17 protein-coding genes and 1 tRNA gene are annotated in these 13,192 nt (G+C 62.4%); 11 read left to right on the top strand and 7 right to left on the bottom strand.

The window, feature by feature from the left end:
* Positions 1–8 precede the first annotated feature (8 nt).
* Positions 9–1,013 (bottom strand): Bug family tripartite tricarboxylate transporter substrate binding protein, encoded by a 1,005-nt coding sequence (locus V1279_RS18265; protein ID WP_334438483.1) that lies wholly within the window; start codon positions 1,011–1,013, stop codon positions 9–11.
* 277 nt (positions 1,014–1,290) lie between these two features.
* The gene (locus V1279_RS18260; protein WP_442894896.1) at positions 1,291–1,722 is read right to left on the bottom strand and encodes an outer membrane protein assembly factor BamE; all 432 of its coding nucleotides are present in this window, start codon (positions 1,720–1,722) and stop codon (positions 1,291–1,293) included.
* 161 nt (positions 1,723–1,883) lie between these two features.
* Between V1279_RS18260 and V1279_RS18255 the strand changes: the two genes are divergently transcribed.
* The 6 genes from V1279_RS18255 to V1279_RS18230 all read left to right on the top strand — a co-directional run bounded on the left by V1279_RS18255 (position 1,884) and on the right by V1279_RS18230 (position 6,463).
* Entirely contained in the window at positions 1,884–2,432 is a 549-nt protein-coding gene (locus V1279_RS18255) for a ubiquinol-cytochrome C chaperone family protein (protein ID WP_334438478.1), read from the top strand.
* On the top strand, positions 2,429–3,031 hold the full coding sequence (locus V1279_RS18250; protein WP_334438476.1) for a YceD family protein: 603 nt from the start codon (positions 2,429–2,431) through the stop codon (positions 3,029–3,031). Before V1279_RS18255 ends, V1279_RS18250 begins: the two co-directional genes overlap by 4 nt.
* A gap of 302 nt (positions 3,032–3,333) precedes the next feature.
* On the top strand, positions 3,334–4,395 hold the full coding sequence (plsX, locus tag V1279_RS18245) for a phosphate acyltransferase PlsX (RefSeq protein WP_334438474.1): 1,062 nt from the start codon (positions 3,334–3,336) through the stop codon (positions 4,393–4,395).
* Entirely contained in the window at positions 4,392–5,369 is a 978-nt protein-coding gene (locus V1279_RS18240) for a beta-ketoacyl-ACP synthase III (protein ID WP_334438471.1), read from the top strand. Before plsX ends, V1279_RS18240 begins: the two co-directional genes overlap by 4 nt.
* A gap of 131 nt (positions 5,370–5,500) precedes the next feature.
* A complete protein-coding gene (locus V1279_RS18235) occupies positions 5,501–5,830 on the top strand; it encodes an integration host factor subunit alpha (protein WP_057845762.1) in 330 nt (109 codons plus the stop codon).
* 78 nt (positions 5,831–5,908) lie between these two features.
* Positions 5,909–6,463 carry a MerR family transcriptional regulator gene (locus V1279_RS18230; RefSeq protein ID WP_334438468.1) on the top strand — a complete coding sequence of 185 codons (555 nt, stop codon included), beginning with the start codon at positions 5,909–5,911 and terminating at the stop codon, positions 6,461–6,463.
* 17 nt (positions 6,464–6,480) lie between these two features.
* Here V1279_RS18230 and V1279_RS18225 read toward each other — a convergent pair.
* Positions 6,481–6,558 (bottom strand) — tRNA-Pro (locus V1279_RS18225).
* 90 nt (positions 6,559–6,648) lie between these two features.
* Complete coding sequence (locus V1279_RS18220) at positions 6,649–7,002, bottom strand: hypothetical protein (RefSeq protein ID WP_334438465.1); 354 nt, start codon at positions 7,000–7,002, stop codon at positions 6,649–6,651.
* Between V1279_RS18220 and V1279_RS18215 the strand changes: the two genes are divergently transcribed.
* Together V1279_RS18215 and V1279_RS18210 are read left to right on the top strand one after the other, a co-directional pair.
* Positions 7,001–7,906 (top strand): dihydrodipicolinate synthase family protein, encoded by a 906-nt coding sequence (locus V1279_RS18215; protein ID WP_334438462.1) that lies wholly within the window; start codon positions 7,001–7,003, stop codon positions 7,904–7,906. The two genes, V1279_RS18220 and V1279_RS18215, sit on opposite strands and share 2 nt — an antisense overlap.
* A 152-nt stretch (positions 7,907–8,058) precedes the next feature.
* A complete protein-coding gene (locus tag V1279_RS18210; RefSeq protein ID WP_334438459.1) occupies positions 8,059–9,027 on the top strand; it encodes an SDR family oxidoreductase in 969 nt (322 codons plus the stop codon).
* A gap of 58 nt (positions 9,028–9,085) precedes the next feature.
* On the opposite strand, the gene V1279_RS18205 is transcribed toward V1279_RS18210, so the two are convergent.
* A complete protein-coding gene (locus tag V1279_RS18205) occupies positions 9,086–9,574 on the bottom strand; it encodes a GcrA family cell cycle regulator (protein WP_334438457.1) in 489 nt (162 codons plus the stop codon).
* 50 nt (positions 9,575–9,624) lie between these two features.
* Entirely contained in the window at positions 9,625–9,825 is a 201-nt protein-coding gene (locus V1279_RS18200; protein ID WP_057839093.1) for a hypothetical protein, read from the bottom strand.
* A 290-nt stretch (positions 9,826–10,115) separates the two neighbouring features.
* On the opposite strand from V1279_RS18200, the gene V1279_RS18195 reads away from it, so the two are divergent.
* The gene (locus tag V1279_RS18195) at positions 10,116–10,463 is read left to right on the top strand and encodes a GrlR family regulatory protein (protein ID WP_334438455.1); all 348 of its coding nucleotides are present in this window, start codon (positions 10,116–10,118) and stop codon (positions 10,461–10,463) included.
* Positions 10,464–10,471: 8 nt separating this feature from the next.
* On the opposite strand, the gene V1279_RS18190 is transcribed toward V1279_RS18195, so the two are convergent.
* On the bottom strand, positions 10,472–11,413 hold the full coding sequence (locus V1279_RS18190) for an acetamidase/formamidase family protein (protein ID WP_334438453.1): 942 nt from the start codon (positions 11,411–11,413) through the stop codon (positions 10,472–10,474).
* A gap of 66 nt (positions 11,414–11,479) precedes the next feature.
* On the opposite strand from V1279_RS18190, the gene V1279_RS18185 reads away from it, so the two are divergent.
* Together V1279_RS18185 and V1279_RS18180 are read left to right on the top strand one after the other, a co-directional pair.
* The gene (locus V1279_RS18185) at positions 11,480–12,283 is read left to right on the top strand and encodes a YdcF family protein (RefSeq protein ID WP_334438451.1); all 804 of its coding nucleotides are present in this window, start codon (positions 11,480–11,482) and stop codon (positions 12,281–12,283) included.
* A 67-nt stretch (positions 12,284–12,350) separates the two neighbouring features.
* Complete coding sequence (locus tag V1279_RS18180) at positions 12,351–13,133, top strand: DUF169 domain-containing protein (protein WP_334438448.1); 783 nt, start codon at positions 12,351–12,353, stop codon at positions 13,131–13,133.
* The last annotated feature ends 59 nt before the right edge of the window (positions 13,134–13,192 follow it).

Genomic DNA, 13,192 nt, shown 5'->3' with positions numbered 1-13,192 from the left:
TCAGGCGATCAGCCCGCATCCATCTGCAGGCCTTCCTGTTTGATGATGGCGGCGAACTTCGCGGTCTCCGCCTGGATGAAGTCGGAATACTGCTGCGGCGTGCCGTGATCGGTGCGCGCGCCGATCTTGGCCATGTTTTCCTTGATGTCATCGCGCTCCAGGAACACCTTGATCTCCTTGTTGAGCGCGTCGACCACGGGAGCGGGCGCGCTCTTCGGCAGGAAAATGCCAAACCAGGACGACACATCGAACTTTGCAAGCTCCGGCGCGCTCTCGCGCATGGTCGGAACGTTGGGCGCCAGCGCGGCGCGCTCCGGCGTGGTCACCGCCAGGGCGTTGAGCTTGCCCTCCTGCACCTGCGGCAGCGTCGGATAGAGATTGTCGAACAGGACCTGGATATCGCCGGCAAGGGCAGCCTGCAGCGCCGGCCCGGCGCCGCGGAACGGCACGTGCACCATCTTGAGCCCGGTCAATTGCAGGAACCAGGCGCCGGTGAGGTGGGGGCTCTGCCCGACACCGGACGAGCCATAGGTGAGCTTGTCCGGATTGGCCTTGATATAGGCGGTCAGGTCCGCGACCGACTTGATTGGCACCGACGGATGCGCCGATACGATGTTTGGAATCCGGATCAGGTTGGAAACCGGCTGCAGCTGATCCGCCTTGTAGGGCATGTTGCGGAAAATGCTGTAAGCGATCGCGTTGGGGCCGGGATTGCCGACCAGGATGGTGTGTCCGTCACCCTTGCTGCGCACGGCTTCGGCGGTGCCGATGGTGCCGCCACCGCCGGAGCGGTTCTCCACGACCGCGGACTGGCCCCACGCTTTCTGCAGATGTGCCGCCAGCAATCGTCCCATCACATCGGTGGTGCCTCCTGGCGCCGCCGGCACAATGAGGCGGACGTTTTCGGTCGGCCGCCAGTCGGCGCCGTAGCTTGAGCGCGGCAAAATGGCCGCTGCCGAAACGGCTGCGGCGCCGGTCAACACGCGTCGGCGAGAAAGAATTCCAATGGTCACAAGTTCACTCCCTGTTTGGTGGTTGCTTGCAGGGACCGTATGCAGCGCGCGCACGCAGGGCAAGCGGGCGGCTTGGCGCAGGATTTCCGTCTCGCGGAACAGGGCTAAGAAGCCGTAGCGCTTTCGAGCGAAGCATGCCCTCGGAGTTGATCCGTGGGTGGACGCCGATTCGCACAGCAATCAAGCTTGCGCAGATTGCGTAGACCTATCTGCGGTAGAAAACGCGTCAGGACAAAATCCAAAGCCCGGTTCTGATTCAATCAGAACCGGGCAGGCGCTAGTTAAAGCTGAGCAGCTTGAACAGCGGCGTCAGGTAGCTGAGCTCCTGGCCGGACGTCGGCGTGGTGCGGCTGATGAAGTCGAAGATCTTGCCGTCCTGCAATCCGTAATTGGCGAGCCGCTGCACCTGGCGATTCCTGTCGAAATAGATCGCGATCACGCGCTGGTCGACGACCTGCTGATTCATGAACGCGACTTTGCGCTCGGAGCGCTGCGAAATGTAATAGAACACCTCACCGTTCAGGGTCGCAACCGTGGAGGGCGTTCCCATCACGATCAGCACCTGATCCTGGCTGGCGCCGATCGGAATCTGCTCGAGCGCGTTGGGCGGCAGGATGTAGCCCTTCTGGAACTGCTCGCCGGTGCACCCCGCGAGCGTCGCACAGACCATTGCCACGGCCGCCGCCGCGCGGAAGCCGCGCCAGCGCATGGCCAGGCGGCGAGGCGAGGGCACACAGGTGCTCAGGTGGCTCAACTCGGTCATCTCAGGAATTAGCCCGTCCTCTTGCATCGCGCGGTGCGTTGACGTACCGGGCAGCACACTGGATTGCAACACGGCTGGCCCGGGAGGGCTCGCTTGCGGAACCCACAATGCTTTGGCCATTCAATCACTTCAGGAAACCCCGGACGCCGCTGCGCGGCACCATCGAGGCCATCTATGGCATGATCGTGACGCAGGTGCGAGAACCGTTGTTTTATCGGGACTTTGGGGTTCCGGACACGGTTAACGGCCGTTTTGACCTGCTTCTGCTGCATTTGTGGCTGTTCTTGCGCCGCCTGAAGTCGGTGGAGGGCGGCACGGCCCTGTCGCAGGGGCTGTTCGACCATTTTTGCAACGATATGGACGATAATCTGCGCGAAATGGGGGTCGGCGATCTCACAGTGCCGAAGCGCATGCAGGCCTTCGGCGAAGCCTTCTATGGCCGGACGGCGGCCTATGACTTTGCGCTGACGGAGGGCCGTGAGGCACTGGCGCAGGCGATCTGCAAGAATATCCTGAACGGCGAGAACATCGAGAAGGCCCGCCTGCTTGCGGCCTATGCAGAGGCGGCGATGGCCGCTCTCGACCGCCTCGACGAGGCGGCGCTAGCGAGCGGCTCGGCCAGATTTCCCTTGCCGGAGAATGGCACGCAGCAATGAGCAAGACTGGTACGACCAAGACTGGCACGACAGAGAAGCCCGACCCGTGGCGCGTCCCCGTCGCGGTGGCGCAGCTACCGGAGACGGGCCTGCATCGCGACATCGAGGCCGACCAGGCCATTCGCAGCGCGGTGGCCGATGTCGGAGGCTTGCGTGAGGTGCTTTCGGTGCAGGCCTCGTTCGACGTGACGCCAGAGAGAGGCGGCCGCTTCCACGTAGCCGGCCACGTGCGGGCGCGGATTGGACAGACCTGCGTGGTGACGCTGGAGGAGATGGAGACCGATATCGACGAGCCGATCGATCTGACCTTCGCGCCGCCCGAGCAGATCCCAGAGATGGCTGCGCTGGTCGATGAGGCCGCGGAAAGCGACGAGGAGACACCCGATCCGCCCGAGCCGATCGAGCACGGAATGATCGATCTCGGCCGGGTCGCCACCGACGCATTGTATCTCGCGGTCGATCCATATCCGCGCAAACCCGGCGCCGTATTCGAGCCGGTGGTTGAAGCCGCCGATCCCGAGGATCACCCGTTCGCGGCGCTCAAGGCGTTGAAGGCAAAACCGAAAAAATCGGGCACCAGGAAGCCCAAGGGCAAGTAGCCGGCAGCTAAAGTGGTCGGCGAAGCTGCCATCGGTTGGAGGTGGTTGTGATATCTCGCCAGGAATCCTCCGTAAGATATTGAAATATATCTAGATATTTTGTATTCTTGATTTCGGGCCACAGGGCTTGCCTTTCGCCAAAAGAGCGTGGTCAAGAGGTTGTGTCGGGACAGGGACACGCTATTGTCGCGGCCCGGCGGGGGCGTGGTATTGCGTTTTGCCGAGCATCGCTTTGGCGGTGCCATTCCAGTGCGCGGCCAGGTTCTACGAAGGCCGCAAGAGATCAGGTTTCCGGGACGTTCATGCCGCAAAAGGTTCGAATCGCGCTTGACGCCATGGGTGGCGATGTCGGCGCATCGGTCGTCATTCCCGGCGCCGCCATCTCTTTGAAACGGCATCCCGACAGCGAATTCCTGCTCTATGGCGACAGCAAGCTGATCGACGAGCAGCTTGCCAGATATCCGGCGCTGAAAAAGGCGTCGCGCGTCGTCCATACCGACGTCACCGTCAGCATGCACGACAAGCCGAGCCAGGCGCTGCGCCGCGGCCGCAAGAACTCGTCGATGTGGCTTGCGATCGACGCGGTGAAGAAGGGCGAGGCCCATGTGGCGGTTTCCGCCGGCAATACCGGCGCGCTGATGGCGATGGCGCGCTTCCATCTGCACACCATGCCCGGCATCGACCGGCCGGCCATTGCCGGCGTATGGCCGACGGCGCGCGGCGATTCCGTCGTACTCGATCTCGGCGCCAGCATCGGCGGCGACGCGCATCATCTGGTGTCGCTCGCGGTCATGGGCAGCGCGATGGCCAATGTGCTGTTCGGCTTGAAGCGTCCGACCGTCGGCCTGCTCAATATCGGGGTCGAGGAGGTCAAGGGCGGCGAGGAAATTCGCAAGGCGGCGGAACAGCTGCGCGCGATGAACCTGCCGGAGCTCGAATATATCGGCTTCGTCGAGGGCGACGGGATCGGCGCGGGCGCGGCTGACGTGATCGTGTCGGAAGGTTTCAGCGGCAACATCGCGTTGAAGGCCGCCGAAGGGACCGCGCGTCAGATGGCGGATTTTCTACGCAATGCGATGGCGAGCAGCTGGCAATCCAAGATCGGCTATCTGTTTGCCCGCAGCGCCTTCAAGGCGCTGCGTGACAAGCTCGACCCGAACAAATCCAATGGTGGTGTTTTGCTCGGATTGAAAGGTGTGGTTGTTAAAAGCCATGGTGGAATCAGCGCCGAGGGCTTTGCCTATGCAGTCGATGTTGGCTATGAGATGGTCCGCTGCGATCTCCTCACCAAGATCAATCATATGCTTAATCGCGACGGCAGTGCGCTGGCTCAAGCGCAAACCGCGCCGGAGGATGTCTCGTGACTGCTATACGTTCGGTCGTGCTCGGCTGCGGCTCATATTTGCCGGAGCGGATCCTGACCAATGCCGAACTGGCGACCCGCATTGATACGTCCGACGAGTGGATCGTGCAGCGCACTGGCATCCGCGAGCGCCACGTCGCCGCCGAGGGCGAGTTCACCTCGCATCTGGCGATCAAGGCTGCGCGCGCGGCGCTACATCATGCGAGGCTCGACGCCCAGGCGATCGACCTGATCGTTCTGGCGACCTCTACGCCGGACAACACCTTTCCGGCCACCGCGGTCGCGGTGCAGCAAGGCCTCGGCATCAACCACGGTGCTGCCTTCGACCTGCAAGCGGTCTGCTCCGGCTTCGTCTTTGCGCTCGCGACCGCCGACAATTTCCTGCGCACGGGCACCTACAAGCGCGCGCTGGTGATCGGCGCCGAGACCTTTTCGCGGATTCTGGACTGGAACGACCGCGGCACCTGCGTGCTGTTCGGCGATGGCGCCGGCGCGGTCGTGCTGGAGGCGCAGACGGAGCCGGGCAAATCGAGCGACCGCGGCGTGCTGACGACGCATTTGCGTTCCGACGGTCGCCACAAGTCGAAGCTCTATGTCGATGGCGGTCCGTCCTCAACCCAGACCGTCGGCCTTTTGCGAATGGAAGGCCGCGAGGTGTTCAAGCACGCGGTCGGCATGATCACCGACGTGATCGTCGATGCCTTCAACGCCACCGGCCTGACGGCCGACGATATCGACTGGTTCATTCCGCACCAGGCCAACAAGCGAATCATCGATGCTTCGGCGAACAAGCTTCATATTGCACCGCAGAAGGTGGTGTTGACCGTCGACCTGCATGGCAATACGTCGGCCGCGTCGATTCCGCTGGCGCTGGCGGTCGCCGTCAAGGACGGACGTGTCAAAAAGGGCGATCTGTTGCTGTTCGAGGCCATGGGCGGCGGCTTTACCTGGGGTTCCGCCCTCGTGCGCTGGTAAGCGCGGCCTAAAAGTACCGATTAAAATTGTAGTGTTGTTCCATGCGTCTGCATGATGGTCGCTGTTGACCATTGCGTGCTAACCTCCTAATTTCAGGGAATAAATTGTTCGCCGAGAGTGCGGGGCAGGCGATGACCGGGACCGGAAAAACAGTCACACGTGTCGATTTGTGCGAGGCGGTCTACCAGAAGGTGGGCCTGTCGCGAACTGAATCATCCGCGTTTGTTGAACTCGTTTTGAAAGAGATCACCGATTGCCTGGAGAAGGGTGAGACGGTGAAGCTGTCGTCATTCGGCTCGTTCATGGTGCGCAAGAAGGGTCAGCGTATCGGACGTAACCCGAAGACCGGTACTGAAGTGCCGATCTCGCCGCGTCGTGTGATGGTGTTCAAGCCTTCTGCTATTCTGAAGCAGCGGATCAACGGTCACGCGCCCGGCAACGGCGAAAGCAAGACCGACTAGCGAGAACGAGTAACACGGCCGCGTAACAAGGCGAGTACTGCGTCTTCACCAACAAGATGAGTTGAGAGGAGCTGGCATTTGGACAAGGCGCCGGATGCGTTCCGCACTATCAGCGAAGTCGCTGAAGAACTCGACATTCCCCAGCACGTGCTGCGGTTCTGGGAGACGCGGTTCGCCCAGATCAAGCCGATGAAGCGAAGCGGCGGGCGGCGTTACTACCGCCCCGACGACGTCGACCTGCTCAAGGGCATCCGTCGCCTGCTCTATGGCGAGGGCTACACCATCCGCGGTGTGCAGCGGATACTGAAAGAGCACGGCATCAAATCGGTGCAGGGCCTTGCCGACCAGACCTCGGCCGTTACCTTCGGCGCCGTCGAGGAGGCGATCGGTCTCAGCCTGCAGGAGCCCGAGGAGGGCGAGACGCCGACCGTCAATGCCGACGACGAGGATTACGAGACCGAAGAGAAGGAAATCGACTACCGCTTTGTCGATACCGACGACGACGGCATTTTGCTGCCGTTCGCCAAGGGCAAGCCGGGACCTTCGGAAGCCGACCGCGGGCGTCTGGAGCGGGTACTGCAGGATCTCGTCGCCTGCCGCCAGTTGCTGGACAATGCGATGAAGGACGGCTGAGCGGGCGGCTGTAAAATTGGTCGGAGCGAGAGGATTTGAACCTCCGACCCCTAGTCTCCCAGACTAGTGCGCTAACCGGGCTGCGCCACGCTCCGATGCCGTTCCATTAGCTGCGATCAGCGCCCAGCGCAAGGCGCGCGAACGGCCTTATTGAAGCGGCCGCTGGCCAGTTCCCCACCCCCGCCCTAAATGCCGAGAACCCAAACGGCAACAATGGTGCCAAGCACAACTAATCCGCTGACGGTCCAGCCCGTGACATAAGCCGCACCATCCGATTCCGGCCGATCGATCATGGTATCGCGCCAATGGATCATGGCGATCTCCTCTGCGTAGATACTGCCTCCAGTCAGTAGGTCGCTGGCGGAGGCCGAAGGTTCAACATGTGCGGAAGATGCAATACTCCCCTGCAGTGCGATTGGCCGCACGAGCTGGATAACAGCGCCGCCCTTCAATAGGCTCGCCTCCAACCGGCCGAAAAAGCTGCCGGGAACGCGGGATGCAACCCGCGGATAGCGGATGGAAACGCGAGGGTTCGCCATGAAGACACGTCCGACCGGCGTGATACCGCCGATGACCACGCCGTTCCGGAAAGACGGCGAGATCGATTTTCAACAGGTTGCTCCCCAGGTCGACTGGCTGATCGGCGCCGGCAGCCATGGCATGGCGGCGGGCGGTTCGACCGGCGAGGGGCATACCCTCGACCACGAAGAGTATCGCGACCTGGTGGCGGCGACGGTGGAAGCCGCGAAAGGACGCGCGCCCGTGATTGCCGGCATCATCGTCGATTCCACCCGCGATGCGATCCGGCGCGGCAGGCTGGTGCGCGACATGAACGTCGCCGCTTTGCAGGTGACGCCGGTGCATTATCTGTTCAAGCCGGACGAGCAGGCGATGCTCGATCACTTCCGCCGCATGGCCGATGAAACCGGCATGCCGATCATCATCTACAACGTGGTGCCGTGGTCCTATCTCTCGCCGATGCTGCTGACCCGCATCATGAACGAGGTGCCGCTGGTCGTCGGCGTCAAGCAGAGCGCAGGCGATCTGAAACTATTTGCCGATCTGATGATGATGGCGCCGGACAAGCTGATCTACAGCGCCGTCGATGCGCTGATGTATCCGTCCTACGCGCTCGGCGCGCATGGATCGATTGCGGCGATCCTGAGCGCCGCGCCGCACTCTTCCGTCGAACTCTGGAACGCGGTGAAAGCCGGCAATCATGTTCGCGCGCTCGAGCTGCACAAGAAGTTGCTGACGCTGTGGAACGCCATCGTCTCGGACAATCTGCCAGCGTGCACGCGCTACGCGCAGTCGCGGCAGGGGCTGCCGCCAACCTTCTCCCGCGCGCCGATGCCGGAAGCTTCGCCGGCGCAACAGGCTGCGATTGGGAAGGCACTGGAGGGATTGGCTGCACTGGGCGGCTCGCGCGAGGCGGCAGAGTAAATTCCGCTGCGCGAAAACGTCAGCGAGACAATCGAACCGCCGTCTCACGGGCGGCTTTACCGGCAGTCGCGAGCTGTTACTGTCCCGTTCGCACGGGCTCCGTTGCCATGAGGGCCCCAACTCAAAAACTCAAAACCGAGGTAAGCGTACCCATGAAGGATTTTGCCGGAAAGTTTGCCGTGATCACCGGGGGCGGCACGGGCATGGGCCGCGAACTCGCGCGCCAGCTGGTGACCGAAGGCTGCAATGTCGCGATGTGCGACGTTTCCCTGGAGGCGATGGCCGAGACCAAGCGGCTGTGCGAGGCGGAAAAGCTGCCGCAGGGCCTTCGCGTCACCACGCATGTCGCCGACGTCTCGATCGAGAACCATCTCCAGCGTTTTCGCGATGAGCTGATCGAGCAGCAGGCGACCGACAAGATCCATCTCTTGTTCAACAATGCCGGCATCGGCGGCGGCGGCAGTCTGTTCACCAACACGCGCGAGCAGTGGGAGCGCACCTTCAACATCTGCTGGGGCGGCGTCTATCTCGGCGTCCGCACCTTCCTGCCGCTCATGATGAAGGCGGACGAGGCCCACATCGTCAACACATCGAGCGTCAACGGCTTCTGGGCGTCCGTGGGATTGGGCGCGTCGCACACCGCCTACAGCGCCGCCAAGTTCGCCGTGAAGGGGTTTACCGAAGCGCTGATGACGGATCTGCGGCTCAATGCACCGCATATCAAATGTTCGGTCGTGATGCCCGGGCATATCGGCACCTCGATCGTTTCCAATTCGCGCAAGATCCAGAGCGGATCGGAATCCGAAGAACTCAGCCCGAATGAAATCCTGGCGACGCGGCAGCGCCTGAAGGGCATGGGCATCGATACCGAGCCGATGTCGGACGATGACATCCAGAAGATCGCGCTCGACCGCGCGCGCTCCTTCCGGGACGAGGCGCCGACCACGGCGGCGGCGGCGGCAAAGATCATCCTCGACGGCGTCAGGGCCGAGCGTTGGCGAATTCTCGTCGGTGACGACGCCCACAAGCTCGACGAGCGGGTGCGACAGGCCCCGGAAAAGGCTTATACGCCGGAGTTCTACAAGAGCTTTACGGAAGAGGTCGGCTGGCGGCTGGGATAGGGCCCGTCGGTTCTGATTGAATCAGAACCGACGCTTCGCTTTGTGTCGACGCGTTTCTTCACGCGAACCGATTGCCTGATTCCCTCGCGACGCGCTGGCGCGAGCCCGGACGATAGGCGAGGCGGTGGTGACCGGAGCAGTAGGGCATGCCTTGCACCGGCGTGTTGCCGCAAAAGCAGAAATCCTCTGCGCCGGGCGTGCTGATCGGCCAGCGGCACCGTTCGTTGCTGAGCTCGAGCAGCGAGCAGCGGTATTCGCTTGCGATCGGCTCTTCCTGTAGCGGCTGCGCGTTTTCGTAGACGGCCTGCAGGATCTGATACTGCAGTCTGGGGACGGATTTCCTGGAGCGCTCCCTGGCGGTCTTGTCCGGGCGCGGTTTGGCCCTTGGGGGTCCGCGCGTCAATTCCAGGCGAGCGAGTTTGCCGATGACGGCGTTGCGGCTGACGCCGATGCTGGCTGCGATCTCGCGGCAAGTGAGGCCGGCTTCAAAATGACTCTTCAGCAATTCGACGCGATCGGTGGTCCAGGTCGGCAGATTCGTAAGCATGTTTGTCGGTTCCACATTCTGTGTGAACCGCCGCGTTCCGAAAATTCCCGTCAGGACGCCTTTCCGTTGTCGCGGATCGCAAGCAGCCCATCCTTGATGGCGAGCCGAATGCCTTCCTCGATCAAAGTCCTTGCGACGCCGGGAACGCTGGTGCCGTGGGTGCCCTGTCTCACCAGTCTTTCGAGATAGTTGATGGTCGAGAGCGCCAACGTAACGGGAACGCGGTCGGTTTCGGCTTTTTCTGTAGCCATGGGGAACGCTAACTTTTAAACGATGTACTGAAAAGTTACTATTTCGACTCTATTTAGTTTTGCACACATGAGTCAAACGACTTGTGGATAGCTTCCTATCCATTTGAAAAAGCAATTAAAAATCGGGAGCTGGGTCTGTGGATTGGCTGCGCGCGTGTTGAGCGGAGCCCCCGGCGGCGCTTGGCGGCGCTTGCTGGCGCGGCGAAACGATCCAGCCGCGCGTCCATTTCTTGATTGCCTAGCGCCACAGGGAATGCCGATGATGTCCGGGGACGACGGCAAGGGGCGCAATGACGGTAACGAACGGTCTTTACACCATCCAGATCGAGATGAGGGACGGCGGGCACGGCCGCGCCAACGGCGTGATCGTGCTGCACGACGGCAAGATCGCCGGCGGTGACTCATACTTCTATTACACGGGGTCCTATCGCGCCGATCACGGCAAGTGGCGTGGCGAATTGATCACCAACGAGCACACGAAGTCGGTCGGCAGCCTGCCGCTGTTCGGCGGGCGCGAAGTCACCTGCGGCTTTACCGGCGCCTATTCCGTCGACGCGGCCGAAGTGAACGGAACGGCGCTGGTCGGAAAAACCAGCGTGGTGTTTCACGCCAGGCTGCAGCTGCGTTCGGAGTTTTGAAGGCGGCGTCAGCCGTGCACGACCGCCTTCGCGATCATGCAGTGAATGCCCTTGGAGCCGTTGACGGTTTGCGTCACGCGCAGGTCGGCGGCGAGGCTGCACAGCGTGTAGGCGTCCTCGCGCGACAGATTGCGCTTCTCGCCGAGCAGCACGATCATGTCGCGCAGCGCGCGCACTACGCATTGATCGAGATCGGGGTCCATCGCCATCGTCATGTAATGATCAGGCGTTTCTGCGCGGGGATAGGCGAGCTGCAGATCCTTGCGCAAGGTCAGGCGAAAGCGGCCCTGCAGCGCGGTCTCGATCGCGGTGACGCAGACCTCGCCGTCGCCCTGCACGCCGTGGCCGTCGCCGCAAGAGAATAGCGCGCCCGGCACGAACACCGGCAGATACAGTTTGGCGCCGGCGCCCAGTTCCTTGTTGTCGAGATTGCCGCCCATCGCGCGCGGGATCAGCGAGGTGATGCGGCCCCAGGCAGGTGGCGGCGCCACGCCCATCACGCCAAAGAACGGCGCAAGCGGCAGATCGAGCCCCCACGGCATCCGGCCCACCATCCGCTCGCGGTCGAGCGGAATGTTCAGGATCCGTGTCTCATGGAAATCGTCGGGCAGGGTGCCCGACAGCGGACGGATCAGATTGTAACCCCAGTCCTGCCGGAGCTGGACGTCGAGAATGTCCACCTCCAGCACGTCGCCGGGTTCGGCGCCGGCAACCGCAACCGGGCCGGTGAGAATGTGACCCGGCACCATGCGCTCGCTCCGCGCGTGAATGTCGGCAAGCTCGGGAGGGACGTGAAACTTGCTGCTATCAGGCACCACCTCCGGACCGCCGGTCACGGTGTCGATGGTGACTTCATCGCCGCTTTCGATGGTCAGGACGGGCTTCAATTTCGCTTCGAAGAAGCCCCAGTGGCAGGTTTCGGGGCTGGAATGCAGGTGATGATGGGGCATGAGGAGGCTTTTGGTTGCTGCAATGGCGTCGTATGACGCTGTACCAGACATTGTCAGAGGCTTCCCTTGTTTTTTGTCCTGTCCAAAACGCTCGGCTACCTGCTGTTGCCGACGAATTTCCTGATCGCTATCGGGTTCGTCGGCGCCATTCTGATGGCGACGCGCTTTGCATCACTCGGCCGCAAGCTGGTGATGGCGGCCGTGCTGCTTCTCGTGATTTGCGGGCTGTCGCCACTCGGAAAAGCTTTGCTCTATCCCCTGGAGCAGCGCTTTCCGTCATGGGACGCCGCGCGCGGCGCGCCTGATGGCATCATCGTGCTGGGGGCGTCGATCGAAGCCGATCTCTCCGTGGCGCACGGAACACCGGTGGTTCGAGGCGCGCCGGACCGGATCATTGCTGCCGCCGCTCTGGCGAGGCGATATCCGAACGCGCGCGTGGTTTTTTCCGGCGGTAGTGCAAACCTCGTCTCGAACGATGCGAGGGAAGCCGATTTCGCCGGCGCCATCTTCGAAAGCCTCGGCGTCGACAAATCACGGCTGATCATGGAACGGGGATCGCGCAATACTCAGGAGAACGCCGAATTCTCCAAGGCGCTGGTCAAGCCGAAGGAGGGTGAACGATGGGTGCTGGTGACCTCGGCCTTTCATATGCCGCGATCGGTCGGGTTGTTCCGAAGAGCGGGATTTGTGGTGGAGCCCTATCCTGTCGATTGGCGGGTCGGCGGACGCGATGACCTGATGGCGCTTTCAAACGTTGCCGTCGAAGGGCTCGGACGGACCGACCTTGCGCTGCGCGAATGGATGGGCCTCATTGCCTACCGGGCCACCGGCAAGATCGACGAATTGCTGCCGGGCCCGGCGCCGAAGTAGAAGCCGGTCGCCAGCCGGGCTACAATCAGGCAACAGGCGCGGGGTCGCCGATTTGGGAGTTTACGCCATGCAACAGCAGACGCCGGAAGCGTTCGATTTGGCCGGCATGGTAGCCGACCTGAACAGCCTGCTCAGGCTGAAGACGACCGTGATCGGCATCAAGATGTTCGCGCGCGTCGAAGACATGATGGCGATCCCGAAGATCCGGCGTCCCTCGGCGGTGCATACCACCGACCAGATCGTCAGCATGGCTTCACGGCTCGGCTGGACCGTCGGCATCACCGGTGACGATCTCGTCGGCGCGCAGTGCCGCGCCGTGATCGGGCTGGCGCCGCAGGACGAAAAGTTTCTCGCCGGAGAAAACTATGTCGGCGTCTGGCACGGCACGGCCGAGGACGCGCGCAAGCGTCAGGAGGCGCTCGACGTCGTGCCTCACGGTCGGTACCAGGCGATGGCGGTGAGCCCGCTCACCAGTGGCCGGCTCAATCCGCCGGATATTTGTCTGGTCTACGCCACGCCCGGCCAGATGATTATTCTCATCAACGGTCTGCAATACACCGGCTACAAGAAATTCGAATGGGGTGTGGTCGGCGAGACTGCGTGTGCGGATTCCTGGGGCAGGGCGCTCAAGACCGGCGAGCCGAGCTTGTCGCTGCCGTGCTTTGCCGAGCGGCGCTATGGCGGCGTGCCCGACGAAGAGATGCTGATGGCGCTCAAGCCTGAACACCTTGCCAAGGCCATTGTCGGCATGAAGCAGTTGGCGAAGAACGGCCTGCGCTATCCGATCGCGCCCTACGGAATCCAGGCAGATGTCCGCGCCGGGATGGGCGTGTCGTACGCGAAGAAATAGGCTTGCGAAAGCGAGAGGAAACCGTCATTGCGAGCGGAGCGACCTGTCCGCCTTCGCTC

This window comes from Bradyrhizobium sp. AZCC 1610, from assembly GCF_036924515.1.
Classification (GTDB): domain Bacteria; phylum Pseudomonadota; class Alphaproteobacteria; order Rhizobiales; family Xanthobacteraceae; genus Bradyrhizobium.
The sequence above is the reverse complement of the archived record's forward strand: the minus strand, read 5'-3'. Positions and strand labels throughout refer to the sequence as shown.

Coding starts and splice junctions, on each gene's coding strand:
- V1279_RS18260 (WP_442894896.1), bottom strand. CDS start 1,722: ATGCGCTGGCGCGGCTTCCGCGCGGCGGCGGCCGTGGCAATGGTCTGT.
- V1279_RS18255 (WP_334438478.1), top strand. CDS start 1,884: ATGCTTTGGCCATTCAATCACTTCAGGAAACCCCGGACGCCGCTGCGC.
- V1279_RS18250 (WP_334438476.1), top strand. CDS start 2,429: ATGAGCAAGACTGGTACGACCAAGACTGGCACGACAGAGAAGCCCGAC.
- plsX (WP_334438474.1), top strand. CDS start 3,334: ATGCCGCAAAAGGTTCGAATCGCGCTTGACGCCATGGGTGGCGATGTC.
- V1279_RS18235 (WP_057845762.1), top strand. CDS start 5,501: ATGACCGGGACCGGAAAAACAGTCACACGTGTCGATTTGTGCGAGGCG.
- V1279_RS18215 (WP_334438462.1), top strand. CDS start 7,001: ATGAAGACACGTCCGACCGGCGTGATACCGCCGATGACCACGCCGTTC.
- V1279_RS18220 (WP_334438465.1), bottom strand. CDS start 7,002: ATGGCGAACCCTCGCGTTTCCATCCGCTATCCGCGGGTTGCATCCCGC.
- V1279_RS18210 (WP_334438459.1), top strand. CDS start 8,059: ATGAAGGATTTTGCCGGAAAGTTTGCCGTGATCACCGGGGGCGGCACG.
- V1279_RS18205 (WP_334438457.1), bottom strand. CDS start 9,574: ATGCTTACGAATCTGCCGACCTGGACCACCGATCGCGTCGAATTGCTG.
- V1279_RS18200 (WP_057839093.1), bottom strand. CDS start 9,825: ATGGCTACAGAAAAAGCCGAAACCGACCGCGTTCCCGTTACGTTGGCG.
- V1279_RS18195 (WP_334438455.1), top strand. CDS start 10,116: ATGACGGTAACGAACGGTCTTTACACCATCCAGATCGAGATGAGGGAC.
- V1279_RS18190 (WP_334438453.1), bottom strand. CDS start 11,413: ATGCCCCATCATCACCTGCATTCCAGCCCCGAAACCTGCCACTGGGGC.
- V1279_RS18180 (WP_334438448.1), top strand. CDS start 12,351: ATGCAACAGCAGACGCCGGAAGCGTTCGATTTGGCCGGCATGGTAGCC.